Raw genomic sequence first — 24,488 nt, forward strand, 5'->3', positions numbered from 1 at the left:
ATGAACGACCCGCCGTTCGTAGCTCTTTTATAAAAGGACAAAACTGAACTGCAACTGAACGAGGCGTGATCACGCTTTATCGTCGTTGTCGTCCGTTGCCTTTGCCTTCTCTTCGCGCACCTTCTTCTTTGGCGACGCTGTCGGCGCCTTTTGCATGATCTCGGAAAGTTTTTCGATTTCCGGCAGCCCCAGCACGAGATCGGTCGAAGACGACGACAGATGCAGCCCCTCTTCGTGGAAGCGCTCCACGATCTGGAACCGCAACTCGTTCTTGATGCCGCCGGTCGCAGTGATGTCTGCGACATGCGCATAGATGTCGAACACCATCAGTGAATCGGTCATGCTCTGGAAAGCGACGAACGGTTCTGGATTCTTGAGAATGGACGGATGGCCGCGCACGATATCCAGCAACAGCGTGTGCACACGGCGCGGGTCTTCCGTATAGGAAGCCTGAACATTGATATCGATGCGGCCAAGCTTGTTGCGATGCGTCCAGTTGCCGACATTGCCGTTGATGAGCGTCGAATTCGGCACAATGATCGATTGCTTTTGGAAGGTTTCCACTTCCGTTGCGCGCACACTGATCTTCTTGACGATGCCGCTGACCGTGCCTGCTTCCACCCAGTCACCGACCTTGAACGGGCGTTCCGCCAGAAGAATGAGACCGGAAACGAAATTCTGGACGATGTTCTGGAGACCAAAACCGATACCAAGTGAAAGACCACCGGCGATCAGCGCCAGATTGGACATATTGAACCCGGCCGCCGAGACGCCCATCAGGGCGGCGAGACAGAGACCGACATAACCGATCACCGTGCGGATGGAATTGCGCACGCCGGAATCGACGCGGCCCCTCGCCATGACGCTGTTGTCGAGCCAGTTCTGGAACCAGCGCGTCAGCAGATAGCCGATGACGAACAGCAAAATGCCGGTGAGCAGCCCCATCAGCGAAACCGACATATTGCCGATTTCAAAGCCGGTCATCAGTTTGAAGAATGCATTTTTCAGCTCGGCCCACTGGAAGCCGAGCTGCATCAGCACCAGCGGAATGCCGATCAGTGCTACGACTAGATTGATGAGAATGCCTGCGACAAGCCCCAGCTGGTCGAGCGTCGCATCGTCAAAGTGGAAACGCTCGCGCAAGCTCGCGCCGACCTTGCTTGACGCAAATGCCTGTTCTTCGGAAATGGCGCGCCCCGTCAGGAAGCCCAGATACATCGTCACCAGAAAAGCGCCGGTCACGACGATCTGCTGTGACAGAAAGCGCGCCATGCCGATATAGCCGAAGAGGGCGGCCAGAATGGGCAGCAATCCCAATATGATCAGAAATATCTTGAAGAGACGCGGCCATGACCGCACGCGCTCGTCATCCCGCCGCACTACGGGTTTCAGGAAGGCGATTGCCAGAATGAGAATGCCCACCATGACAGTCGCCAGCAGGCTTTGGGCCATGGTGAGCGACAAGGGCGACGACAGTAGCTTGTTGACGGTACCGATAAAAGAATCGACGCCCGTCGTCAGCGCTGTCGCGGTTATCAGCAAGCCCAGAATCCGCCCCGGACGCGGCGCGACCGGTACGAGGCGCCATTGCGGCATGTCGGGACTGATACAGGCAGCGGCCAGACGATGAATGAAGAAGACGAGACCGAGGACGATGAACAGCGATTCCAATATCGACGCAACGTCCGTTCTTAGAACATTGAAATAGTTCAGGAAAAAATAGGTCGTCGCCAGAAAGACGCCGAGTGCTGCAGACGGAATGACCGTGGACCAGAAGGCGACCAGAAGGCGGCTAAGGTAGGACGGCGACTCGATGGTCGGGTCTCGTTGATATAGCGTACCAAGCAAACGCCGCGCACCGAGCTGGATCACCAGCGCACCGACGAATGCGAAAAATGCTGCTGCCAGGAACGAGTTTAGCTTGAAGGTGACGACGAAGCGCCACCAGGACTGGATGATGCGCCACAGCGATATGACCTGATTATTCGCCGCTGAAGCGACCTCCGTGCCGAGCGCGGTATCGAGATTGACGCGTTGCGACAGCGTCTTCGCAAAAAGGTCGCGACGCAGATCGCCGATCTTCGCCGACATCTGGTTGACGCTGAGCGAGGTATCTTCCGTGTCGCCGATCATCGCGTTAATCAGCGCCTTTTCGGCGGTGAGGCGCTTGCGCTCATCCGTCACGATACCCGGCTCTGTCGCATCGCCCGATGGCGCGGGGCCAAGCTGCTCCAGACGCGTATTGATCTCGGTCAGTCGTGGACGAAAGGCGACACCCGCATCAAGAAGCTTTTTGGACAGTGCGTCGAACTGAAGCTTCAGGTTTGCCAGCGCTTCGTCGCTGTTTTCAGCTTTCTGCAGCTGTTCTTTGAGCTTGTCGGCCTGCTGCTTCAGATCGTCAATGATCGGCTTTTGCTGCTGCACGATGGCCGATACCGGCGGCTGAGATTGGTCGCCATCTTCCGGCGCTGCCTGAGCACCATCGTTCGACTGGCTGGCAGGCGCTTGACTGGCAGGAGCCTGCTGCGCTTGCGGCTTGTTATCCTGTGCGCTGGCGGGCGCTATGCTGCCCAACGAAAGCGCGCCAATCAAAAGAGAAAATGCAACGAACCGAAACGTCGATAAATGGGCCAATTTCAAATCTGCCGTTATGAAGATCACTGTTTCAACATAAAGCGCCGTAGAACGGAAGCAAGGCAGGTTGCAAGAGAGAATCCCACGTGCTCCCCAATGGCATGAACGGTGCTTTTCGCCCGCCACTTGTTGCGAGGCGACAATGAAACCACGGCAAAACGCCAGTATTTCCTTGTTCGCACCGGCACAAATGGCTAATGAGGATTCGTGAACAGTGCAGAAACTGGCTCGAATCCTGAGCGAGACTCTAACGAAAGTCTGGGCAGTTTTATGATAGGCATGAACAGCACAGGGCAGCATAGACAGCATGGTTTCATGCTGTTGATGGCATGCGTGCTGTCTTTTGCAGCACTATTGTTCGCCGTGGACTTCTCTGCACTGAACGACAAGACTGGCGACGATACATCTCGCAGCCTTCATAAAATGCTTGCCGCCAGACAGGCTGAAAGCACGCCGACAGCTCCTGTCCGGCAGCAATCGGCACCCGCACCGCAGCCCATGCGCGCCATTCTCGTCGAAGCCATGGCCGCGAAAATCAAAGCAGCTTTTCCGCTGGGTGGTGACACGGCACTCGCCGTTGCCCGAGCCGGTCATCCCTTTGCCAATGCGAAATCTGCAGAGGCCGGGCGCGATTTTCAGCATTTTACGGCTGCCCAGCAATATTTTGGTTTTGCCCGCGCACCTCCTGTAAGCGCATAATAGGCACCATCGGAAGACTGGCTTTCTCCAGTCCCCAACACTTTTACGTAAAACAGCGTCATCCGCCCCCACACAGATTGTGGCTTTCCATTCCGGTCAGCCTGTCGGGATTTTGAGATGACGCGCAGACTCGGAACCACAATCCATGCGTACTTCGAAATGGGTCGTAGCGCTGTACAGCCTGATCGTCGTGATCGGGCTTATCATCGCCTTGCCCAACTTCTTCACACAAAAACAGCTGGATGCGATGCCATCCTGGTTCCCGAAGCGTCAGGTGACGCTCGGTCTCGACCTGCGCGGCGGCTCCTATCTCGTGCTGGAAGTGGACGCAGCCGGCCTTAAAAAGGACCGCCTGCGTGCGCTGCTGGACGATGCCCGCAGCAAGCTGCGCGCTGAGCGCATCCAGCCGCAGTCGATCCGCGCCGTGGGCGATGCCGTCATCGTGGCAATTCCCGATGCCGACCAGCGCGCCAAGGCGGAAACGGCGCTTCGCACGCTCATCTCGCAGGTCAACACCAGCGGTTTCGGCACGGCGATCAATGATATCGACGTCAACTCGACCGATAATCAGGTCCGCCTGACGCTGACCGAAGCGGGCTTCAATTACCGCCTCGACGCAGCACTGCAGCAGAGCCTCGAAATCATCCGCCAGCGCGTTGACCAGGTCGGCGTTGCCGAACCGTCGATCCAGCGCGTCGGTTCCGACCGTATCGTGGTTCAGCTTCCGGGCCTCCAGGACCCGGCTCAGCTTCGCCAGCTTCTCGGAAGCACGGCGAAGATGAGCTTCCACATGGTCGCCGATGTCAATCCGAACGATACGCCGCCTCCGGGCGTGACGATCATGCCGGATTCCAAGGATGCGAATATCAAATATCCGATCGAAGACCAGATCGCGCTCTCGGGTGAACGCCTGACCGATGCCCGCGCCGGTTTCGACCAGCGCACCAATGAGCCGATCGTTTCCTTCCGTTTCGACAGCCTTGGCGCACGTCAGTTCGCCGATATCACCACGAAGAACGTGAACCGTCCTTTCGCCATCGTTCTCGACGGCAAGGTCTTGAGCGCACCGGTTATTCGTGAGCCGATCACCGGCGGTTCGGGCCAGATCAGCGGCAGCTTCACCGTTCAGGACACTGTCGTTCTGTCCGCCCTGCTGCGCGCAGGCGCCCTGCCCGCGCCGCTGACTGTCATTGAAGAACGCACCGTCGGTCCCGACCTTGGCGGCGACGCCATCAAGATGGGCCTTGTCACCGGCATCATCGGCTTCGCGCTGGTGGCCGTGTTCATCGTTCTGCTTTACGGCCTCTGGGGCATGATCGCCAATGTGGCGCTTCTTCTGCACACATTGCTGACCTTCTCCGCGTTGAGCCTCATCGGGGCCACGCTGACCCTGCCCGGTATCGCCGGTATTATTCTAGGTATCGGTATCGCGGTCGATGCGAATATTCTCATCAACGAACGTATCCGCGAAGAAACGCGTAAAGGCCTCGGCGCGATGGCGGCGCTCGACAAGGGCTTCCACAGCGCCTTTGCAACCATCGTCGACTCTAACGTCACCTCGCTGATCTCGACGCTGCTTCTGTTCATGTTCGGCACAGGCCCGGTTCGCGGCTTCGCCATCACCATGATGCTCGGCATCGCGATTTCGATGTTCACCGACGTGACGCTCGTGCGCATGGCGATGGGCTGGTTCGTGCGTCGTCGCAAGCTGAAGGTTCTGCATATCGAGCCGATCCTGAAGTTTGCGCCGGAAGGCACCAACTACCGCTTCATGAACGCGCGCTTCGCCGGTATCGGCGTGTCCATCGTGCTGTCGATTGCCTCGATTGTGCTGTTCTTCAAGCCGGGCCTCAATTACGGCATCGACTTCAAGGGCGGTATCCAGGCCGAAATCACCACGTCGCAGCCCGCCGACCTTGCGCAGCTTCGCGCCAAGCTCGGTTCGCTGGAACTGGGTGAAGTGGCGCTCCAGAGCGCAGGCAGCCCGAATGAAGTGCTCATCCGCATCCAGCGTCAGGATGGTGGCGAGGAAGCGCAGACGGTTGCTGTCAACAAGATGCGCGAAGCCGTTACCGAGCTTGATCCGGGCGTGAAGATCGAACGAACAGAAGTCGTGGGACCGAAAGTCTCCGGCGAACTGGCGCGTTCCGGCTTCATAGCGGTCGTGCTCTCCGCACTCGGCATGCTGGTCTATCTCTGGTGGCGGTTCGAGTGGTTCTTCGCGCTCGGCGCGATCATAACCCTTGTGCTGGATACGACCAAGATCGTCGGCTTCTTCGCGCTGATGCAGCTCGATTTCAACCTGACGGCAATCGCTGCTCTCCTGACGATCATCGGCTATTCGGTGAACGACAAGGTGGTTGTCTATGACCGCATGCGTGAAAACATGCGCCTCTACAAGTCGAAGCCGCTGCGCGAGATCATCGACATGAGTATCAATCAGGTGCTCGTGCGCTGTATCTACACATCGCTGGTGACATTCCTCTGTATGTTCCCGATGGCGATCTGGGGCGGCAGCGCCGTCCATAATTTCGCCGTGCCGATGCTGTTCGGTATCGTCATTGCGACGTCGTCGTCGATCTTCATCGCAGCGCCGATCCTGCTTCTGCTGGGCGACTGGTGGCAGCACCACAAGGAGGCTCACAAGCCTGCTGAAGAAAAGGCCATCGCGCAGAAGTAATCCAATCGCCGGGCAGGATTTCCGTCTTGCCCGGCTCCCACAATGAATTGACAGAAGCATGTTCCCCGAAAGTGGAAACCGATTTTGGGACAAGGACATGCTAAAACAGAGGGAAACGGCACCCTATGCCCCATGACACGCCTTTGATAGCGACAATCGTCATCGGGTTATGCCTTGCCTTCATCTTCGGTGCTGTAGCCACCCGCCTCAAAATCTCTCCACTGGTTGGCTATCTTCTGGCTGGCGTTATTGCCGGTCCGCACACACCCGGTTTCGTTGCCGATCAGGACCTCATTTTGCAGCTCGCCGAAATCGGCGTCATCCTGCTGATGTTCGGCGTCGGTCTGCATTTTTCCCTGAAAGACCTGCTATCCGTTAAAGCCATCGCCGTTCCGGGCGCGTTGGCGCAAATCGCCACCGCGGCCGCCCTTGGCACCGGCCTTGGCCTTGCGCTCGGTTGGGACGTTGAAGCAGGCATGGTCTTCGGCCTTGCGCTATCCACCGCCAGTACCGTCGTTCTGTTGCGTGCCATGCAGGAGCGCCGCCTGATCGACACCGAACGCGGCCGCATTGCCGTCGGCTGGCTGATCGTTGAAGATCTCGCCATGGTGATGGCGCTGGTCCTGCTGCCCGCCGTCGCCAGTGTCACGGGACGCGCGACCAGTGCCGCAGCAAGCGACCCGCTTGCGGCCTGGCTTGGCCTCGGCATTGGCGGCATCATTCTCCTGACCATCGCCAAGGTGGTTCTGTTCGTCGCCCTGATGCTGGTGGTCGGGCGCAAGGTCATTCCCTGGCTTCTCAACGTCGTCGCACAGACCGGCTCGCGCGAATTGTTTCGTCTTGGCGTTCTGGCCATTGCGCTCGGTGTGGCTTTCGGCGCGGCGCATCTCTTCGGCGTGTCCTTCGCACTCGGCGCATTCTTCGCCGGTATGGTGATGAGCGAATCCGAGCTTAGTCACCGCGCAGCTGAAGAATCCCTGCCCTTGCGCGACGCCTTCGCAGTGCTGTTCTTCATTTCGGTCGGCATGTTGTTCGACCCGATGAGCCTTTTGAAAGACCCCTTGCCCCTTCTGGCCACGCTTGCGATCATCCTGATCGGCAAATCCGTAGCGGCCTTCTTTATCGTCCGGGCCTTCCGCCGCCCGGTCAGCACGGCGCTAACGATTTCGGCAAGTCTGGCGCAGATCGGCGAATTCTCGTTCATTCTCGCCGGGCTTGGCGTCAGCCTCAATCTATTGCCACCCGCCGGACGCGATCTGATTCTCGCTGGCGCAATCCTTTCCATCTTCCTCAATCCGGTGATGTTCATCGTCGCGGAACGGATGCGGCCCTGGATCGAAAAGCGCAGCGCAAGCGAAGCAGCAAACGAACCAACGGGCAGCGCAGCCATCGATGTTTCCGAACCGGAACCATTGCCTCACACGCTTCTGACCGGCCACACGATCATTGCTGGCTACGGACATATCGGCAGCAGGCTGGCCACCAGTTTGCAGGAACATGCGATGCCGTTCCTCGTCATCGATGACTCGCCGAAAATCTGCACCGCTTTGCGGGAAAAAGGCATCGAAGCTATTGCGGGCAATGCCTCCGATACCGAAATATTGAATGCGGCGAATCCGGGGCTTGCCAAAAATCTGGTCATTGCGATTCCGAATGCCTTCGAGGCAGGACGCGCAACCGCTCTGGCCCATGCGGCCAACTCGGATATTCACATCGTCGCGCAGGCCAGTTCGCAGGCCGAAGCACAATATCTGACCGATCTTGGTGCAACCGCCGTCATTCTTGGCGAAGAGGAAATTGCAAAGGCAATGGCCAAGGCAATCGGCGCAGACGTTTCGAATACGGGCGGCAATGCTTCTGCCCGGCAGCCACAGCGGCATATTCAGGCACAGGACGACAGTTCTGTGACTGCCGCTGATGGCGAAGCACAGGCTATATAAGGGGGAACACAGATGAAAATTGAAGGGGCGGTAATCGGTTAATGAAAGCAAAGGATTATATCTGGCCAGTCATCGGTGTCTGTGCTGTGGGCGTTTCAGTCTGGCTTCTCTATCGGGAACTTCGCAGCATATCGCTCGACGATGTTCTGGACAGCCTCTACGCCATTCGCGCACATCACTGGGTACTGGCAGCGGCGGCAGCCCTTCTCGCCTATAGCTCGCTTGCCGGTTACGACCGTATCGCGCTTCTCCATTTGCGACGCAAGATTTCCTGGCTTTTCATCGCGCTCTGCTCCTTCACCACCTATGCCCTGTCGCACAATATCGGCGCATCGGTCGTCTCCGGCGCTGTTGTTCGCTACCGCGCCTATTCCTCGCAAGGCATGCCCGGCAGCGAGATTGCTGTTCTCATCGCGTTTTGCTCATTCACATTCATTCTCGGTGTCATCATCACATCAAGTGTCGTGCTGCTGCTTGAGCCGCATGTCCTCATGCGCTTCAACGAAGATCTGACACCCACCGTGGCCATGGTCATTGCCGTGATCATGCTGGCCTTCGTGCTGCTCTATGTCTTCGGCAGCTGGATGCAGCTGCGTCCGCTACAGATCGGCAAGTTCCGACTGGAATATCCGCGCATGTCGGTTGTCGTGCAGCAATTGATCGTGGCCCCGCTGGAGCTGATCGGCGCTGCGGGCATCATCTATTTCGCGCTGCCGGAAGCGGGCAATCCGGGCTTCCTGATCGTGCTCGGCATTTTCCTCGTCTCCTTCTCGGCAGCGCTTATCTCGCACGCGCCGGGCGGCCTTGGCGTGCTTGAACTGGTTTTCCTGACCGGCCTGCCGGATATGCATCAGGCGGATGTGCTGGCAGCACTGATTGTGTTCCGCCTGCTCTATCTCCTGATCCCCTTCGCCATGTCGCTGGTGGTGGTGCTGGTTTTCGAGAAATCGCAGTTCCTGCTGCGCTGGAACGAAAAGCATAATAAGTGAGACCCCATTCAGGCGGAGAATAATTTTCACTTATCCGCCTGAATTTGAATTCCTTTTCCTTAAAGTTGCGGGTTTCAGGGCCTATTTTGGAAACTGCTTCGCAAGTCGCCTCGATATCGGGACGAAAAGCGAAACAGAAAAGCCCTCCCAAGGCTCTGATCTCTATCGCAATTGCGAACGCAAAACCGCTTTGCACTTTTGCTGCAATTGCTTGAAAAGGAAACAACGCATGCCTGCGACACTTATCATCCCCGGCTACAAGGGATCGGAAGCAGGCCACTGGCAGCGCCAATGGTTGCATGACGATCCGTCAGCATTACTGGTTGAACAGGACGACTGGCATTATCCAGTGCTATCCGACTGGATGCATGCGCTCGAAGCAAAACTGGCCGAAAATCCCGGCGCGGTTCTGGTTGCCCATAGCCTCGGCTGTGTGCTGGTTGCCCATCTGGCAAGCCGTCCGGCTGCTGCCCACGTAGCAGGCGCACTTCTGGTCGCCCCGGCTGATGCGGAAACCATGGCCTCCAGGGACAACCGCTTCCAGAGCTTCGCGCCGTTGCCGCGCCATGAGCTGGGTTTCCCGTCCATCGTCGTCGCCAGCCGCAATGACGATTATATGCGCTTTGCCAAGGCAGAGGCATTGGCGAATGTCTGGGGTTCGGGCTTCGTCGACCTTGGCCATGCCGGTCACATCAATGTCGCGAGCGGGTTCAGCCGCTGGCCGGAAGGCGTCATTCTCGCCTCTTCCCTGCAAAGGGAGCCACAAACAGCAGCATCCTCCCAAGCTGCCCAACTGGCCGCCTGACCGCTCGCGCGCCGTGCGTCCTTTCGGACGCACGGCATCAAGCGTGTTGCTTGCGCTCCAGCAGGAATTTCAAAACCAGCGTCAGAACGGCAATCAATGCGAGTGTGGAAGCCGCAGCAAAGGCGCCGGCGACATTATAGTCATTGAACAGTAGCTCCACCTGCAACGGCAAAGTGTTCGTCTTGCCGCGAATAGCGCCGGAAACCACCGAGGTCGCGCCAAATTCGCCCATCACACGCGCATTGCACAACACCGCACCATAGAGCAGCGCCCATTTGATATTGGGAAGCGTGACATAGAAGAATGTCTGCCAGCCATTGGCGCCGAGCGTCATCGCCGCTTCTTCCTCGTCGCTGCCTTGCACTTCCATCAGCGGTATCAATTCCCGCGCCACGAAGGGCGAGGTCACGAACAGACTAACCAGAAAGATCGCCGGGACCGTGAACATGATCTTCAGATCATAGCTTTCAAGCAAAGGTCCGAGCAGGCCCTGCGAGCCATAGAGGAAGAGATAGGTCACGCCCGCCACAATCGGCGAGACGGAGAAGGGAATCTCGACAAAGGTAATCAGCAGCCTGCGTCCCGGAAAACGAAACTTCGTCACCAGCCAGGCGACACAGACGCCGAACGCCATATTGATCGGCACGACCACGATGGCGACCAGCACAGTCAGCCAGATCGCATGCAGCGTATCGGGCTTCAGGATTTCGCCAAAGAACGCGCCCGCGCCCTTGCTGAACGCATAAGCGAAAATGACCGCCAGCGGCGCGCCGATGCACAGGATGGACAGAATGCTGGCCAGCCAGATCAACAGGCTGCGAACGGCCCCCGGCGCGTTGCGCGCCACACTAGCGCTCTGCATAACGAAGCTGCCTTGCCTGAATGAGATTGGTGATGAGCAGCATCAGGAATGCTGTAACCAGCATGACGAAGGCCAGCGCTGCCGCTGCTGGATAATCATATTCGTCGAGCCGGATGAAGATCAGAAGCGATGTCACTTCCGTTTCGAATGGCAGATTGCCGGAAATGAAAACAATGGAACCGAACTCGCCGAGGCTGCGCGCAAACGACAGCGATGCGCCCGCTAGAAAGGCCGGGAAGATCGTCGGCCAGATGATATGGGCGAAAATCTGCCATGGCTTTGCGCCGAGGCTGCGCGCGGCTTCCTCGACATCGGCGCTCATATCTTCCAGCACCGGCTGCACCGTGCGGATGACAAAGGGAATGCTGGTGAACGCCATGGCGATGGAAATACCGAGCGGCGCATAGGCGACCTTGATGCCGAGCGGTTCCAGAAACTGGCCGAACCAGCCGTTCTGTGCAAAGACCGTCACCAGTGCCAGACCCGCAATTGCCGTGGGCAGCGCAAAAGGCAGATCGACGGCCGCATCCATCAGACGCTTGCCGGGAAACTCATATCGCGTCAGAACCCATGCCAGCAGCAGCCCGAACAGACCATTGAACACGGTTGCCAGTGCCGCAGTGCCGAGCGTGATGCGATAGGTGGCCAGCGCGCGGTCGGAGGTGACGATGGACCAGAAATCGCTCCAGCCGAGGCTCGCAGTCTTCATGATCATGGCAAGCAATGGCAGAGCCACGATAACCGTCAGATAAAACAAAGTGCAGCCGAGGGTCAGACCGAACCCCGGCAACACCGAATTGCGTTTCATGCTGAGAAGCGACACTGAATCATTCCATATGACGGCAGGAGCGCACGTCGCCGCACGCTCCTGCATATGAGCTAAATAACCGCTTACTTCTTGGTGAAGAGCTGATCAAGCACGCCGCCTTCGGCAAAATGCTCTTTCTGCAACTTGTCCCAGCCGCCGAAGACATCCTCGACCGTCACGAGACGCACATCGGGATAGATATCCTTATGCTTTTCGATGACCGCCTTGTCATGCACGCGGTTGAAGTTCTGCGCGAGAATCTCCTGACCTTCCGGCGCATAGAGATAGTTCAGATAGGCTTGCGCGATCTTGCGCGAGCCGCGCTTGTCCACCACCTTGTCTACGACCGTGACCGGGAATTCGGCCAAAAGGCTGACTTGCGGAACGACAACGTCGTATTTATCCGCACCGAGCTGCTTTTGCGTGCCACGGGTTTCCGCTTCAAATGTAACAAGCACATCGCCGATACCGCGCTCGGCAAAGGTCGTCGTCGCGCCACGACCGCCCGTGTCGAAAACCGGTACATTCTTGAAGATCTTGCCGACGAATTCACGCACCTTGGCGTCATCGTTGTTGAAGGCTTCCTTCGCATAGGCGGTCGCCGCCAGATAGGTATAGCGCGCATTGCCCGAGGTCTTCGGATTCGGGAAAACCACCTTCACATCGTCGCGGGCCAGATCATCCCAGTTCTTGATGTTTTTCGGGTTGCCCGCACGCACCAGAAACGCCGGAAACGAGTAATAAGGCGACGAATTGTTCGGCAGGCGCTTCTGCCAGTCCGCCGGAATCAGATCGCCCTTGTCGTGCAGAACCTGCACATCGGTCACCTGATTGAAAGTCACCACATCGGCTTCAAGGCCTTCCAGAATGGAGCGGGCCTGCTTGGACGAACCGGCATGCGACTGGTTGACGGTCAGCTCATCACCGGTCTTCGTCTTCCAGTCGGCGATGAACGCCTTGTTGACCTGCTCATAAAGCTCGCGGGCGATATCGTAGGAAACGTTCAGGATTTCCTTCGGCTCTTCAGCCTTGACCGGCGCTGCGCCCAGACCGAGCGCGACAGCCGCATAGAGAAAAATTTTTCGCATTAGACCCATCCCCACCGCCCTGCACCTGCAAAGCGTTCATACAGACGATTGAACTTGGAAAGAAAATCTACCGAAAGGTGATTCAAAATCAACCTAAATCATTGATTTAAATCAATAAACTACTTTCTGCGGAGTCCTTGGAACATGCGCCCAAGCGGCCTAAGCGCGTTAGAAAATTATTCCTTCAAGCGTCAAAAATCAGAAACAGCACAACAAAAAAGCCGGAGACTTTCGCCCCCGGCCCATATTTTATTCTGCGTAAAATCTTACCAGAAACCGCGATGCTGCCAGCACCACAGAAAATTATGCTCACTGCGCTCCAACCGGCTGCGCCGACGCGCTGCGATTTCTTCAGCGCTCAATTTCATTTCCCGCCATGGCTGCGCCAAAAACGCAGGAATGCCCAAGAAGGCGTTTTTCACTCCGGTGGTCAGCACCTGCAAGTTCTGCATTAAACCAGGCCTCCTATCCGCGTTGTCGCGTCCCCATCTCAAAGCTTCCGACCTTAAAGCACGTCTTCAATCCAGACACGCTTTCGCCGTAACAATGAACGATGGGTTAATTTTGAAGGCTTCCGCGCAGATGTCAATAACCGACTTATTTTATCGGAGTTAACAGAGTGAAATATTTTGCGAGCGACAAGCCGCCGCCCGCAAAATCATACCAGCTTACACCTCGTAGTCATTGACGGGCTTGATATGGACCTTGTCCACATTGCGCCCCTTCATGGCGTCGATCCTGAATTCGAAGCCATCCGCGACGAAGCTTTCACCGCCCAGCGGCAGGTGGCCAAGGTGCCAGAGCACGTAGCCAGCCAGCGTCGTATAGCGGTCGCTGTCATCCACCAGATCGCGCTCCAGAAGACCACTCAGGCGGCGAATATCAACAAAGCCGTCGACGATATAACCGCCCTGCCCGTCCGATTCGGCAACAGATGCTTCCTCGTCTTCATCGGGAAATTCCCCGGCAATCGCTTCCAGCACGTCGGTCGGCGTAACGACGCCTTCGAATGAGCCATGCTCATCGACCACGACGGCAAGCTGCACCGGTGAGACACGCAGCTGCTCCATCACACGCAACACATTGGCGCTTTCGTGTACGACAAGCGGCTGCTTGACGACCTGATCCCAATCGATGGACTTTTTGTCCGTCATGTCGAGCAGCAGATCGCGAACCGAAGCGACGCCGACAAATTCATCGACCTGACGGCGGGCAACAACAACGCGCGAGTGCGAAAGCTTGCGAATCGCTTCATGCAAATCCTCTTCGCTTTCATCGATGTCGAGCCATTCGATTTCATTGCGCGGTGACATGATCGAACGCACCGGGCGATCCGCCAGATCCAGAACGCCACGGATCATTTCCTTTTCTTCCGGAAGGAAGACGTCATTGGCAGCTGTCTGCTGGGCGATCACGTCAACAGTATCGGAAAGCGGATTCTCGCCGCGCCCGCCGCCGAGCAGGCGCAGAACCGCGCCCGCCGTCCGCTCACGCAGATCGTTGGTCGTCACCAGCTTTTCACGATTGCGGCGCGAGACCTGATTGGCCGCTTCGATCAACACCGAGAAGCCGATGGCCGCATAGAGATAGCCCTTCGGAATGTGAAAACCAAAGCCTTCCACCACGAGGCTGAAACCGATCATCATCAGGAAGCCAAGGCAGAGGATAACCACCGTCGGATGCTTGTTGACGAAGTCCATCAGCGGCTTGGAAGCCAGCATCATGACGCCGATTGCGATAATGACGGCGATCATCATCACCGGCAGATGCTGCACCATGCCGACAGCCGTAATCACGCTATCCAGCGAGAACACCGCATCGAGGACGACAATCTGGACAATGACCTGCCAGAACACGGCATGGACGACACGGGAGGTTTTCGCACCATGCGCGCCTTCCAGGCGTTCGTGCAGTTCCATCGTGCCCTTGGCCAGCAGGAACAGACCACCGATCAACATGATGATGTCACGTCCGGAGAACGACATATCCATCACTTCGATCAGCGGTTCGCGCAGCGTCACAATCCACGAAATCGATGCAAGCAGGACAAGGCGCATGAGAAGCGCCAGAGCGAGACCGATGACGCGGGCGCGATTGCGCTGATGCGGGGGCAATTTATCGGCCAGAATGGCGATAAAGACGAGATTGTCGATGCCGAGAACGATCTCAAGCACCACCAATGTCACCAAACCTATCCAGGCATTGGGGTCGGCAATCCAGTCCATGGACCAGTCCATGATATGTCGGCTCCTTTAGAACACAACCCGAAGACTATTTTCGGGCAATATGTGAGTACAAACAAATGTTTAGATCGCTGACCTGAATCAAAAAGACAGCGTCCAAACGGGTCAGAAAAAGCGGAATTCAGAGATACCGGCGCAAACGCTTTCGGGCCGGAACGCAAAATCGCGATCCAGCCGAAAAAATCCACAAGCGGCGGAGAGAGGCTTCAGGCCTATGAAGTGAAAGGTTCCCGCGAGGGAACCGGTACTTCGGTAAGACGAATCGTCAGAACTGTCGTCGGGCATTAAGCGCGATGAACCTTTTATAGGGCGCTGTATCGGCTTTCTCGCCGACCTCGGGCACCAATTGGCATACGAAACATACGGTTGTTGTTCGCAATATATTCAAAAGGCTGGCAGGCAAAAGCTTCGATCCGCTGCCAGCTTCACTCTTATTATGCAGACGATCGCCGGTCAGGCAAGTGCGTCTGCCTCATTCCTATTCGGCGGGCGACACTTGCACCCGACGCGATTTGCGCTCGCGGCGCGGACGCGCCTTGAAGAAACGCACACCGATGACCGTGACGATCAGAGTCAGCACGGTGATTCCGATGGCGAACCAGAACATATGGTCGCCATCCATCTTGGCGAAGATGCCCGCGCCACGTCCAGCCAGCCAGCCGGGCAGGAACATCAGCGGCGCCCAAACCAGTGCCGACAGCACGTTTGCAGTCTGGAAGCGCGTCTGGTCCATCGACATCATGCCCGCGACCATTGGCACCGTGCAGCGAACCGGCCCGAAAAAACGACCGAGGAAGACGGCAGAAAAGCCATAGCGGCGGAACAGCAGGCGCGCACGCGCCACACCGCTGCGATGTTTATTGAGAGGCCATTTGTGAATGATGTTACGGCCCAGCCACCAGCCGAGGAAATAGGAGATGATATCGCCGATTACCGCGCCGATGATGGCGCCGATAATAACCGGCAGCGGCTCGATGATTCCAGCGCCGACAAGGCCGCCAATGGCAATCATTATCGGGGTGGCGGGAATGAACATTCCAATGATCGCGAGAGATTCGCCGAAGGCAATGATACCAACAATAGGTCCGGCCCAAGCCCGATGATCGGAAATGAACTGCCCGAGATCGCTGATAATGCTTTCCATGCTTTCCTCAAATGCCGCGAACCGGATCTTGAAGCGGTTTACCCGCCTCGGTTTTCTCCGCAAAGGCTATCCGGTGCATGACGCGCCTTGCTCGAGCTTGTTTTGCTGATCGATCAGCGAAGATTTTTGATCGAGGACTTAATATCCGCTGATCAAGACATTTATATGCTCTAACTTCTCAGACAAGCATCAAAAAATGATGACATGGCTGCGACATTTGAAGCGTTTGCATACGCCCCGATGCCGTAACCTGTTTCGCCTCCCGCGCGGACACATCCGCAAGCACGAATCCAGTATTTCGCGAATATGGAGTCGGCCAGGCGCGCTTACAACGCTGGAAGAGCAAAAAAATGAATCAAAACAAGATTCTTTTTGCATTCGATTCTTCGGGATTCGCTCAAGCAATCGCAACTTTGGCGGATGAATGATCGATATTCCCGGAAAAGGTGCAAAGCCGGATTTTCCAAAACACCGCATTTCCGGGCTTTTGCACAAAGACGCAAGTTTTTTTCGAAATTTTTCTATTGGAGGGTAGACAGCTGGAAAATCGACCGGTATACACCCGCTCACTTCACCGGGGCCGCTGCCTCGGCAAAGCGAGTGGGTGATTAGCTCAGTTGGTAGAGCAGCTGACTCTTAATCAGCGGGTCGTAGGTTCGATCCCTACATCACCCACCATTTTCTCTTTTGAAAACAAACGCTTCCGCTGATTGACACCGTAACGAACGGCGACGAAGTGATCCTGCGATCGCATCAAAATTTCGATTATCTTCCCCTCATAAACCTCATCGTTCATCTGGATATGTCCGCATTCGCTGCAACCTCGTACACCGTGTCGCGAGTACATTACAGTTTCATTAAATATAATTAATTGGCCCATTCATATGCGGTTCATCTAAAAAGACACACATTACTCACACGCCAATTGACGGCGCCCTGTAAAGAGTAATGGAGTCAAGCAACCATGAAATATAGAACCGCACTTCTCGCTGTAATCGCATCGACTATGCTTGCTGGTCCTGTACTGGCACAAGAAAGCAGCAACGCGAATACACCAAAGCCAGCAACGGAAGCGGCTGCTACACAGGATAAGGACGTCAAGACCAAGCGCGGGCCAATCGATCTGGAAAAGTTTTCCCGCATGGAAGAGCTCAAGGCCGCCGACACCAATGGCGACGGCACCCTGTCTCGCGATGAAATTGAAGCGCTGGCGCTCAAGCGTTTCGTGAAGCGCGAAGCCGACCGCCTGGAACGTCGTCTCGACGTCAAGGGCGACGGTAACATCACCCTGACGGCCATCGAAAACCAGCGCAAGAAGGAATTCGCCGCGCTGGATCGTAACGAAGACGGCAAGCTCGACCGCAGCGAAATGCGCGCTGCCCATATGGACCGCCGTGGCAAAGGTCCACATGGAGGCCGTCACGGCATGGGACAGCACCATAAGGGCGGCGAAAAAGGCTCCCACGGTCCAATGAAGGGCCAGAATGAAAAGCCGCAGGAATAATTCCTGAAACAAAAGCCCGGGCGCAACGGCCCGGGCTTTTTATTGGTTCGTCTTCGACGATCAGGAGCGGATAACGCCCTTCTTGAAAATGATATTGCCGTAAAGCCGGCGCTCGCCGGTGCGGATCACAGCGAAAGCTTCGGTGGCGCGGGCGTAGAACGCAAAGCGTTCCACCGGATCGACGGCGATCTTGCGCCCCTCGGCCACAGCGATGACCTCTTCAAACTCGCCATAGATGGCTGGCGTCTCGTTCGGCGCCTGCATGACAGCCGCTGGCATGTCGACAAAATCATCGAGCGGCAGAACCGACAACACGGCTTCGGCCATGGCCGTGGCGCTGATGCCCGGAAAATCCAGCACGGGCACGCCGGAAGCCTGCGCCGGGTAGTTTGCGTCCACGATGACGAGATCGTCTCCATGCCCCATATCTGCGAGAATGGAGAGGAGCGAGCCGGTCAGCAACGGATTGATATTTTTCAGCATAGTGTCTGATTCCAGATTGGAGGCGTTTTCGATGCGAAAATCTATTCAAACGGCGGTCCATATGCAAACGCCGGCTGCGATGCAGCCGGCGTTTTTCTCGATGGTTCCGGAGAGATGGCTTACTCGGCCTTGGCTTCGATATTCACCTTGTCGAGCAGCGACAGCGGGTCCTGCGACGCCGCGATCATATCCAGCGCGCCAATGCCCTTCTCCGCCTTCGACGTGACCGTCAGCTCGAAAATATTCGGCTTGGCGAGGAAGTTTGAGAATGCGGTAACCGCGTCCTGTAGCTTCGGCTGATCAGTCGCCAGTTCCTGCAGGAAGGCGGCGGCGATCAGGGAGAAGTTGCTGCGTACTTCGTCCTCCGTCATGCCGTTTTCTTCCCCATAAAGCTTGAGCGCCTTGGCGAGCAGGCCCTTTTCCTCAACCTTCACCTTCACTTCACGCGCCTTGAGGCCAAGAGCGGCAACCTGCGTCATCACCTTGTCGCCCGAGAAGAACTCCTTGGTGAAGCCGCCCATCAGGCCATTGACCGAAACGCGGCCCATGTCCTTGCCGCTGACGGAAATATCCGAAATGACGAGATTCTGGTTCGCTTCATCCCAATTCATCGCCATGTTGGAGGAGATCGTCACCGTGTCATAGCCAAGCTTGCGCAGGTGATCGTAAATCTGGTCACTGCCATGCGGAACCGGAAGCGTCATATCCTCATAGCTTACGCGAATATCGGACGGGATACCGTTCTGCGGCTTGGTGAGCGCGACTTCGTAATTCTTCATGGAGAATTTTATGCGCTCTGGAACTGCTGGAACCGTTGCTTCTTCAGCAGCTTCCGGCTGCGCCTCTTCGCCTTCGGTCGCAGGCTCTTCCGTGGAATCCTGTGCCGGACCCGCGATATCGACACCCTGATCGTCCGTCGCGGCGGCTGCATCATCGCCCGCCGCATCGACGGTTTCCTGATCGGTCGCATCGTCTGTGGTTTCGTCAGCGCCGGTCACATCATCAACCGCTTCCGGTTCATAAGGCAGATCAGCATCGACACCGGAAACGCGCGTGGTGCCGAATTCAGGCAAAAGCGTTGTAAAGGGGAAGTTTTCGGCCTCTTCATCGCTAAGCGCGGCGAACTTCTTCAAGGCTTCCATAGTCGGTGCCCAGGAAAAGCCCTGCATGGAAACTTCATCGACTTTCATATAGTCGGTGCCGTTGCCGATATTGACGCCCTTCACGGTGGCGTCCACCTTGCTGGTGTCGAACGCAATCGAAATCTGAGCAATGTCGCCCTTGCCCTTGGTGCCGTCGGCGGGCTCGATCTTGAGGCCGAGCATCTCCATGTCGCCCTTGCCAATCATATCGACGATCGACAGCACGCGCAGGAAGAATTCGCGCTGTTCTGCGGGCGTCAGGTCGTCGGGGTTCTTCACCGCCTCGAGTTTCTGAACCGTTTCCAGAAGCGGTTCGGCAGGCATGCGCATGCTGAAACCATTGCTGCGAATTTCGTCGTAGCCGAAGCTCGCTTCGCTGCTTTTCATGACGATATTCTTGGCAGAGAACGGGCCATAAACCGGCTTGGCGTCCTTGTCGTCCGGTCCGGCCTTTTCCGTATAAAGGCGCGTCAGATAAACACCGTCAATGTCCTTGCCTTCCGTCTGGCCGATTGAGCCCTGCATCTGGTCGCGGACTGTTTCGCCGTCCTCTTTGGGCGCGTCGAACGCAAACTCAAAGGTCGTATTTGCGGCGGAAAAACTGGCGACGTGGCCTTGCTGGATGTCATTGAGCTTCACGTCCTTGTAGACGATTTTCTGCTCGTTGCCCGCAATGGTCTGAACCAGATTGATTTCCGGTGCGACGACGCTCTTGGCCGAGAAGCGACCGACGCGCTCCGGCAAGGTCAGCTGGCTGTTGCCAAAGGTTTCGCGCAATGTGGAAATATCAAAGCTCGCATCGTCGATCTTCACATGGGGAATGGAGATCTTGTAATTGGCGACCTGCGTGTTGATGTCGGATGCATCTAGCATACCGGTCAGAAACAGGAATTTCGGACGGCCTTCGATCGAGCCTATGCGCACATCAGAACCGTTCTTGAGCGGCAGCGTCACGTCGCGCAGATGAATGCGCCCAAGGAAATCGGCTTCGACGGAAGCAGCCTTGCCGCCACGCTTTTCCAGTTGTGACGTGATGGTGTTCTGAAGCGTGATCTTGTATCCGGTCAGACCAGCGGCAGCTATCGCGATGACCGCAACGGCGGCCCAAAGCGCCTTGCGTCCACCCTTGCCGGTCCCGTTCTTTGCCTGCTCCACGATATTCGTCCTTTCAGCGCAATTGAAACGGTTGTCGGTGCCCGCCGTCGCAGCCTAAGGATCATGCAACCAAACGGAAAATCATGGTCTACAGAAACACGGCTAAAACAACAGCTTAGAGCACCCTGCCTGAATCAAACAGGCAATAAGGTGCTCTAACTACCTGTAATTGTGCGCGCAAGCAGGAATGGCGATTGCTGCCTGATTTTTCGGCATACTCCCAATAAAACAGGTGGTTTTTCAGTAGATCGCGTTAGAAACGCCACAGTAATGCAACTCAGAGCGGTGCTTGTGGGTGCGGAGAACCATCGTAGGCGCCCCAGATCGACTGATCGAAATTGACGATTGCTCCGGTCATCAGCCCCGATTCTTCCGAAGCCAGGAACGCAATTGCGCGCGCAACTTCCGCAGGATCGATCAAGCGCCCAAAGGGTTGCGCTCTGGCGGCGTCATCGAGCCAGTTGGCAGGCGCACCATGAAATTCGCGCTGGATGCGATCTTCACCGTCCGTCGCCATCCAGCCGATATTCAGGCAGTTGACGCGGATACGGTTGCGCAGCACCGAATAGGCAACATTGCGGGTCAACGTGTCGAGCGCGCCCTTGGAGGCGCAATAAGCGGCGATGAATGGTTGCCCCCCCATCGACGACATAGAGGAAATGTTGACAATCGCGCCCTCCACGCCATCGCGCCGGAAAAGCTTGATGGCCTCCTGAATAAGAAAGAAAGGCGCTCTGGTATTGACAGCAAACAGCCGATCGAAAAGCTCCGGCGAGGTATCCAGTATAGTTCCGCGGTCGGTTAGTCCCGCCGCATTGACCAGAATATCGAGACGTCCGAAAGCCCGGTCAGCCTCGGCTAAAATCTTTCTGCAATCCTCGACATTTTCCAGATCGGCCTGAACGAAGACCGCGCGCGCGTCGATCTTCTCCAGCAGATCGACCTGCGCCCGTCCCTTTTCCACGGACCGTCCGCAGATAACCAGACCGGCGGCGCCACGTTCTGCAAACAGCTTTGCCGTGGCCGCACCCAGCCCTTGTGTACTGCCGGTAATGACAGCAACCTTGCCTTTCAATTGCTCGCTCATCGCAAACTCCGAGACCCGATCAAACCCTGCCGCCCAATTCGGCTGACAGGTCGGACAATTCCTGACCGCCAGCCATCAGGCTCTGCAATTCATCCATATCGACTTCGCTCTTGGTGCGGGTGCCAAGCGTCACACCGCGATTAAGCACGGTGAATTTGTCGCCCACCGCATGGGCATGGCGAACATTGTGCGTGATGAAGATCACACCCAGACCCCGCGCGCGCACCTGATTGATATATTTGAGAACCATCGCGGTCTGGCGAACACCGAGCGCGGAGGTCGGCTCATCGAGGATCAATATCTTCGCCCCGAAATAAACAGCGCGGGCAATGGCCACACATTGTCGTTCGCCACCGGACAGCGTGCCCACGGCCTGCTGTGGATCGCGCACATCGATGCCGATCCGGCGCATTTCCTCACGGGTCACGTCTTCAGCAAACTGCGTGTCGAACCAGCGCAGCGGGCCAACCCCCTTGGTCGGCTCGCGACCCAGAAAGAAGTTCCGCATCACCGACATGAGCGGGATCATCGCCAGATCCTGATAGACGGTCGCGATCCCGTGGTCGAGTGCATCGCGCGGGCTATTGAACGCAACCTGTTTGCCTTCAACAAGGAAGTCACCGCTCGTCGGCTTGTGCACGCCGGACAGCGTCTTGATCAGCGTTGATTTGCCCGCGCCATTGTCGCCCAGCAGGCAATGAACCTGCCCCGGCTCGACGCTCAACGAAACGCCATTCAGTGCAATAACCGGCCCGAAATGTTTGACAAGATTACGGATTTCAATCGTCGGCATCGTCGTTGTCATTGTCATGGCAACCTCCCGGCTCAGCGCTCGCCCGTGGCGCGCTTGCGAATGAAATTATTGAAGAGAACGGCGATCAGCAGCATTCCGCCGAGGAAGACGAGATACCAGTCCTGATCGATCTGCGTGTAGGTCAGGCCGATCAGCACCATGCCGAAAATGATTGCGCCAAAGAAAGCACCAATGGCCGAACCATAACCGCCTGTCAGCAGGCACCCGCCGATGACAGCCGCGATGATCGCTTCAAACTCCTTCTGGAAACCGCGCCGCGCATCGGTCGATCCGGCATCGAGCACGGTGAGAATGGCGACCAGCGCTGCGGCCATGGCCGTGCATATGAAGAGTGTGGTCTTGACGCGGCGCACGGGAACGCCGGAATTTCGCGCCGCCAGCGCATCGCCGCCCGCTGCGAAAATCCAGTTGCCGAAGCGGGTGCGCACCAGAACATAGGTGGCGATCAGCGCCACACCGACAAACCATAGCACCTCGACGGGAACGCCTTTTACGGTCGGTTCGCCATTCGGGAACTTGGCAATCAGGTCGCGCTCGGCCATCCAGGCGAACAGCCCCTGAAACGCATCGCCTGAAAACAAGCCCGCAAGCGCGCTGTTGCCGACTGCTTCCTTGACGCCGCGAAGCTGCGTCGCGCCGCCGGTTGCCCATTTGAGGCCGACAAGCGACAGGCCACGCAGGATAAACAGAAAAGCCAGCGTCACGATGAAGGACGGCAAGCCGCTCCTGATCACGATCTGCGCATTGACCGTTCCGACGAGCGCCGCAAAGACAAGCGTGATAATGATCGCCACTCCAAGCGGCAATTGCCAGACGACAAGCGCCGCAGCAAAAATCAGACCGGCAAACGCCACCATCGAGCCGATGGAAAGGTCGAATTCACCGCCGATCATCAGCAACGCGGCGGCGACCGCGAGAATACCAAGTTGCGATGCAGGCGCCATGAAATTCATGATGCCCGCCGCCGTGAACATTGCCGGGTTGGCCGTAGTCAGGAAGAAAGCCGTGATGAGAATGAGCCCGGAAACCGCACCAAGTTCGGGGCGACTGAGCAGCCGCTGGATCGGACTTGCCGTTTTCAGCCGTTCGTCTCGCTGCTCCGCAATCGTCGCGGGCTTCGGTTCGGACATGGGTTCGCTCATGATTTTCTCCTGAGGCCTCATCGCAGCTGCTTCATGCCCAGCTGTCGAGCTTCGGGTGCAACCACCCGTTCCCGCCCATCGCTATGGGCGGGTCATGGAAAGTGTTTTTAGAACCGGAGGAAATTTTGGCTCTGACGAGCCGAAAATGGTGCGGTTTGAGAACCGGAGCGCAGTGTACTTTTGGGTACATGAGCACCGGAAGCGCAAAACAGTGCCATTTGCAGGCCGCCAGAGCCGAAATATTGCCGGTTCTAACGGATGCCCTTGGCGGAAAGCTCGACTACTTGGGCAGCCTTGTCCTTGGTGATCAGGTTCGGGCCGGAAGGCACATTGCCGCCGGGCATCAGGCCATATTTCGCATTGAGCGCCAGGAACGAAACCGGCAGATAACCTTGCAGGAACTGCTGCTGGTCGATGGCGAAGTCTGCCTGCCCCTTCTCGACGGCTTCAAGGAAGCCTGCCGACATATCGAAGGTTGCAACATGAATGCCGCTGCGGCCACTTTCTGCTGCCGCCTTCACGGCAGGCTCACCGGCAAGCGTCGCGTTAAGGGTCAGGATCGTATCGACCGCTGTGTCGGAGGCGAGCGCCGCGCGCACCTTGGCTTCATTTTCCGCCGGATCAGTGGAGGTCGGCAGAACGGTCACGTCACCGAAGCCTTCCTTGAAACCGGCGCAACGCTGGTCAAGCGAGACATTGCCCACTTCCTGATTGACACAGATACCTTTCTTGCCGCCGGCCTCTTTCAAGGCTTCGCCGGCGACCTTGCCCGCATCGAATTCATCCTGACCGACATGCAGCAGCGCGCCGAGTTTCTTGGAAGCATCGGAACCGGAGTTCATCGATATGACCGGAATACCAGCGGCGACGGCGCGCTGGATCGACGGCCCGAGCGCATCGGCATCCGGGATCGATACGACGATACCTTGCGGCTTCTGGTTGATGGCCGCATCGATAAGCTGGCCCATTTGCACCATGTCGAAGGTTTCCGGCGCGCGATAGTCAACCTTGGCACCCGTATCCTTGGCAGCTTCCGCCACACCATTCTTCACCACGGACCAGAACGGGTCCGATGCCTGACCATGGCTGACGACAACGATATTGATGTCAGCCGCATGTGCAGCGAATGACGCAGCCATGAGGGCCGCGCCAGCGACTGCCGATTTCAAAAGAGATTTCATGTTCACTCCTCCCATTGTCCGACGCTCCCCGCCGGTTTTCTCGATTTTCAGCCTTGTCGGTATCATCACGGTGACTTCCTCCAAGTCA

At 57.1% G+C, this 24,488-nt stretch carries 18 protein-coding genes, 1 tRNA gene and 1 pseudogene; 7 read left to right on the forward strand and 13 right to left on the reverse strand.

Annotated features, from left to right (window positions below):
• Window positions 1-146: 146 nt before the first annotated feature.
• Window positions 147-2,634 (reverse strand): annotated as a pseudogene (locus tag ABWW11_RS08385) (mechanosensitive ion channel domain-containing protein); the annotation flags it as partial.
• Between the two features lie 270 nt (window positions 2,635-2,904).
• On the opposite strand from ABWW11_RS08385, the gene ABWW11_RS08390 reads away from it, so the two are divergent.
• From ABWW11_RS08390 to ABWW11_RS08410, 5 genes are all read left to right on the forward strand, one after another.
• The gene (locus tag ABWW11_RS08390) at window positions 2,905-3,333 is read left to right on the forward strand and encodes a hypothetical protein (RefSeq protein ID WP_109369304.1); all 429 of its coding nucleotides are present in this window, start codon (window positions 2,905-2,907) and stop codon (window positions 3,331-3,333) included.
• Window positions 3,334-3,478: 145 nt separating this feature from the next.
• Window positions 3,479-6,013: a protein translocase subunit SecD gene (gene secD, locus ABWW11_RS08395; RefSeq protein ID WP_109369305.1), complete on the forward strand. Its 2,535-nt coding sequence runs from the start codon at window positions 3,479-3,481 to the stop codon at window positions 6,011-6,013.
• Between the two features lie 125 nt (window positions 6,014-6,138).
• The gene (gene ybaL / locus ABWW11_RS08400; RefSeq protein ID WP_109369306.1) at window positions 6,139-7,953 is read left to right on the forward strand and encodes a YbaL family putative K(+) efflux transporter; all 1,815 of its coding nucleotides are present in this window, start codon (window positions 6,139-6,141) and stop codon (window positions 7,951-7,953) included.
• Window positions 7,954-7,994: 41 nt separating this feature from the next.
• Window positions 7,995-8,942 (forward strand): lysylphosphatidylglycerol synthase domain-containing protein, encoded by a 948-nt coding sequence (locus ABWW11_RS08405; RefSeq protein WP_109369307.1) that lies wholly within the window; start codon window positions 7,995-7,997, stop codon window positions 8,940-8,942.
• Between the two features lie 229 nt (window positions 8,943-9,171).
• Window positions 9,172-9,747 carry an alpha/beta hydrolase gene (locus tag ABWW11_RS08410; protein WP_109369308.1) on the forward strand — a complete coding sequence of 192 codons (576 nt, stop codon included), beginning with the start codon at window positions 9,172-9,174 and terminating at the stop codon, window positions 9,745-9,747.
• A 37-nt stretch (window positions 9,748-9,784) separates the two neighbouring features.
• Here ABWW11_RS08410 and cysW read toward each other — a convergent pair whose 3' ends face one another.
• The 6 genes from cysW to ABWW11_RS08440 form a co-directional block, all read right to left on the reverse strand.
• The gene (gene cysW, locus ABWW11_RS08415; protein WP_109369309.1) at window positions 9,785-10,609 is read right to left on the reverse strand and encodes a sulfate ABC transporter permease subunit CysW; all 825 of its coding nucleotides are present in this window, start codon (window positions 10,607-10,609) and stop codon (window positions 9,785-9,787) included.
• Complete coding sequence (gene cysT, locus ABWW11_RS08420) at window positions 10,596-11,417, reverse strand: sulfate ABC transporter permease subunit CysT (protein ID WP_109370257.1); 822 nt, start codon at window positions 11,415-11,417, stop codon at window positions 10,596-10,598. The genes cysW and cysT overlap by 14 nt, the downstream gene beginning before the upstream one ends.
• 83 nt (window positions 11,418-11,500) lie before the next feature.
• On the reverse strand, window positions 11,501-12,505 hold the full coding sequence (locus tag ABWW11_RS08425) for a sulfate ABC transporter substrate-binding protein (protein ID WP_109369310.1): 1,005 nt from the start codon (window positions 12,503-12,505) through the stop codon (window positions 11,501-11,503).
• A gap of 266 nt (window positions 12,506-12,771) precedes the next feature.
• Window positions 12,772-12,957, reverse strand: a complete 186-nt coding sequence (locus ABWW11_RS08430; protein ID WP_109369311.1) for a hypothetical protein — start codon at window positions 12,955-12,957, stop codon at window positions 12,772-12,774.
• A 216-nt stretch (window positions 12,958-13,173) separates the two neighbouring features.
• Window positions 13,174-14,742, reverse strand: coding sequence for a TerC family protein (locus tag ABWW11_RS08435; protein ID WP_109369312.1), 1,569 nt, complete (start codon window positions 14,740-14,742; stop codon window positions 13,174-13,176).
• A 484-nt stretch (window positions 14,743-15,226) separates the two neighbouring features.
• Window positions 15,227-15,892 carry a DedA family protein gene (locus tag ABWW11_RS08440; RefSeq protein WP_109369313.1) on the reverse strand — a complete coding sequence of 222 codons (666 nt, stop codon included), beginning with the start codon at window positions 15,890-15,892 and terminating at the stop codon, window positions 15,227-15,229.
• 602 nt (window positions 15,893-16,494) lie between these two features.
• On the opposite strand from ABWW11_RS08440, the gene ABWW11_RS08445 reads away from it, so the two are divergent.
• Together ABWW11_RS08445 and ABWW11_RS08450 are read left to right on the forward strand one after the other, a co-directional pair.
• A tRNA-Lys gene (locus tag ABWW11_RS08445) sits at window positions 16,495-16,570 on the forward strand.
• Between the two features lie 286 nt (window positions 16,571-16,856).
• Window positions 16,857-17,396 carry an EF-hand domain-containing protein gene (locus ABWW11_RS08450; protein ID WP_109369345.1) on the forward strand — a complete coding sequence of 180 codons (540 nt, stop codon included), beginning with the start codon at window positions 16,857-16,859 and terminating at the stop codon, window positions 17,394-17,396.
• A 60-nt stretch (window positions 17,397-17,456) separates the two neighbouring features.
• Here ABWW11_RS08450 and ABWW11_RS08455 read toward each other — a convergent pair whose 3' ends face one another.
• From ABWW11_RS08455 to ABWW11_RS08480, 6 genes are all read right to left on the reverse strand, one after another.
• A complete protein-coding gene (locus ABWW11_RS08455; RefSeq protein ID WP_109369346.1) occupies window positions 17,457-17,879 on the reverse strand; it encodes an RbsD/FucU family protein in 423 nt (140 codons plus the stop codon).
• 119 nt (window positions 17,880-17,998) lie between these two features.
• Window positions 17,999-20,176 (reverse strand): aq_1923 C-terminal domain, encoded by a 2,178-nt coding sequence (locus tag ABWW11_RS08460; protein ID WP_109369347.1) that lies wholly within the window; start codon window positions 20,174-20,176, stop codon window positions 17,999-18,001.
• A 277-nt stretch (window positions 20,177-20,453) separates the two neighbouring features.
• Window positions 20,454-21,263 (reverse strand): SDR family oxidoreductase, encoded by an 810-nt coding sequence (locus ABWW11_RS08465; RefSeq protein ID WP_109369348.1) that lies wholly within the window; start codon window positions 21,261-21,263, stop codon window positions 20,454-20,456.
• Window positions 21,264-21,282: 19 nt separating this feature from the next.
• Window positions 21,283-22,068 (reverse strand): ATP-binding cassette domain-containing protein, encoded by a 786-nt coding sequence (locus tag ABWW11_RS08470; protein WP_371830792.1) that lies wholly within the window; start codon window positions 22,066-22,068, stop codon window positions 21,283-21,285.
• Between the two features lie 20 nt (window positions 22,069-22,088).
• Window positions 22,089-23,219 (reverse strand): ABC transporter permease, encoded by a 1,131-nt coding sequence (locus ABWW11_RS08475; RefSeq protein ID WP_109369350.1) that lies wholly within the window; start codon window positions 23,217-23,219, stop codon window positions 22,089-22,091.
• A 251-nt stretch (window positions 23,220-23,470) separates the two neighbouring features.
• Window positions 23,471-24,400, reverse strand: coding sequence for a sugar ABC transporter substrate-binding protein (locus tag ABWW11_RS08480; RefSeq protein WP_109369351.1), 930 nt, complete (start codon window positions 24,398-24,400; stop codon window positions 23,471-23,473).
• Window positions 24,401-24,488 lie beyond the last annotated feature (88 nt).

It is taken from the genome of Brucella sp. NBRC 113783 (assembly GCF_040372265.1).
Lineage (GTDB): Bacteria > Pseudomonadota > Alphaproteobacteria > Rhizobiales > Rhizobiaceae > Brucella > Brucella teleogrylli.

Bases quoted from the DNA above. Each gene is read 5' to 3' on its own strand.
- ABWW11_RS08405 (WP_109369307.1), top strand. From the start codon at position 7,995: ATGAAAGCAAAGGATTATATCTGGCCAGTCATCGGTGTCTGTGCTGTG.
- ABWW11_RS08480 (WP_109369351.1), bottom strand. From the start codon at position 24,400: ATGAAATCTCTTTTGAAATCGGCAGTCGCTGGCGCGGCCCTCATGGCT.
- ABWW11_RS08455 (WP_109369346.1), bottom strand. From the start codon at position 17,879: ATGCTGAAAAATATCAATCCGTTGCTGACCGGCTCGCTCCTCTCCATT.
- ybaL (WP_109369306.1), top strand. From the start codon at position 6,139: ATGCCCCATGACACGCCTTTGATAGCGACAATCGTCATCGGGTTATGC.
- ABWW11_RS08435 (WP_109369312.1), bottom strand. From the start codon at position 14,742: ATGGACTGGTCCATGGACTGGATTGCCGACCCCAATGCCTGGATAGGT.
- cysW (WP_109369309.1), bottom strand. From the start codon at position 10,609: ATGCAGAGCGCTAGTGTGGCGCGCAACGCGCCGGGGGCCGTTCGCAGC.
- ABWW11_RS08475 (WP_109369350.1), bottom strand. From the start codon at position 23,219: ATGAGCGAACCCATGTCCGAACCGAAGCCCGCGACGATTGCGGAGCAG.
- ABWW11_RS08440 (WP_109369313.1), bottom strand. From the start codon at position 15,892: ATGGAAAGCATTATCAGCGATCTCGGGCAGTTCATTTCCGATCATCGG.
- ABWW11_RS08390 (WP_109369304.1), top strand. From the start codon at position 2,905: ATGATAGGCATGAACAGCACAGGGCAGCATAGACAGCATGGTTTCATG.
- ABWW11_RS08430 (WP_109369311.1), bottom strand. From the start codon at position 12,957: ATGCAGAACTTGCAGGTGCTGACCACCGGAGTGAAAAACGCCTTCTTG.
- secD (WP_109369305.1), top strand. From the start codon at position 3,479: ATGCGTACTTCGAAATGGGTCGTAGCGCTGTACAGCCTGATCGTCGTG.
- ABWW11_RS08465 (WP_109369348.1), bottom strand. From the start codon at position 21,263: ATGAGCGAGCAATTGAAAGGCAAGGTTGCTGTCATTACCGGCAGTACA.
- cysT (WP_109370257.1), bottom strand. From the start codon at position 11,417: ATGAAACGCAATTCGGTGTTGCCGGGGTTCGGTCTGACCCTCGGCTGC.
- ABWW11_RS08410 (WP_109369308.1), top strand. From the start codon at position 9,172: ATGCCTGCGACACTTATCATCCCCGGCTACAAGGGATCGGAAGCAGGC.
- ABWW11_RS08450 (WP_109369345.1), top strand. From the start codon at position 16,857: ATGAAATATAGAACCGCACTTCTCGCTGTAATCGCATCGACTATGCTT.
- ABWW11_RS08470 (WP_371830792.1), bottom strand. From the start codon at position 22,068: ATGACAACGACGATGCCGACGATTGAAATCCGTAATCTTGTCAAACAT.
- ABWW11_RS08425 (WP_109369310.1), bottom strand. From the start codon at position 12,505: ATGCGAAAAATTTTTCTCTATGCGGCTGTCGCGCTCGGTCTGGGCGCA.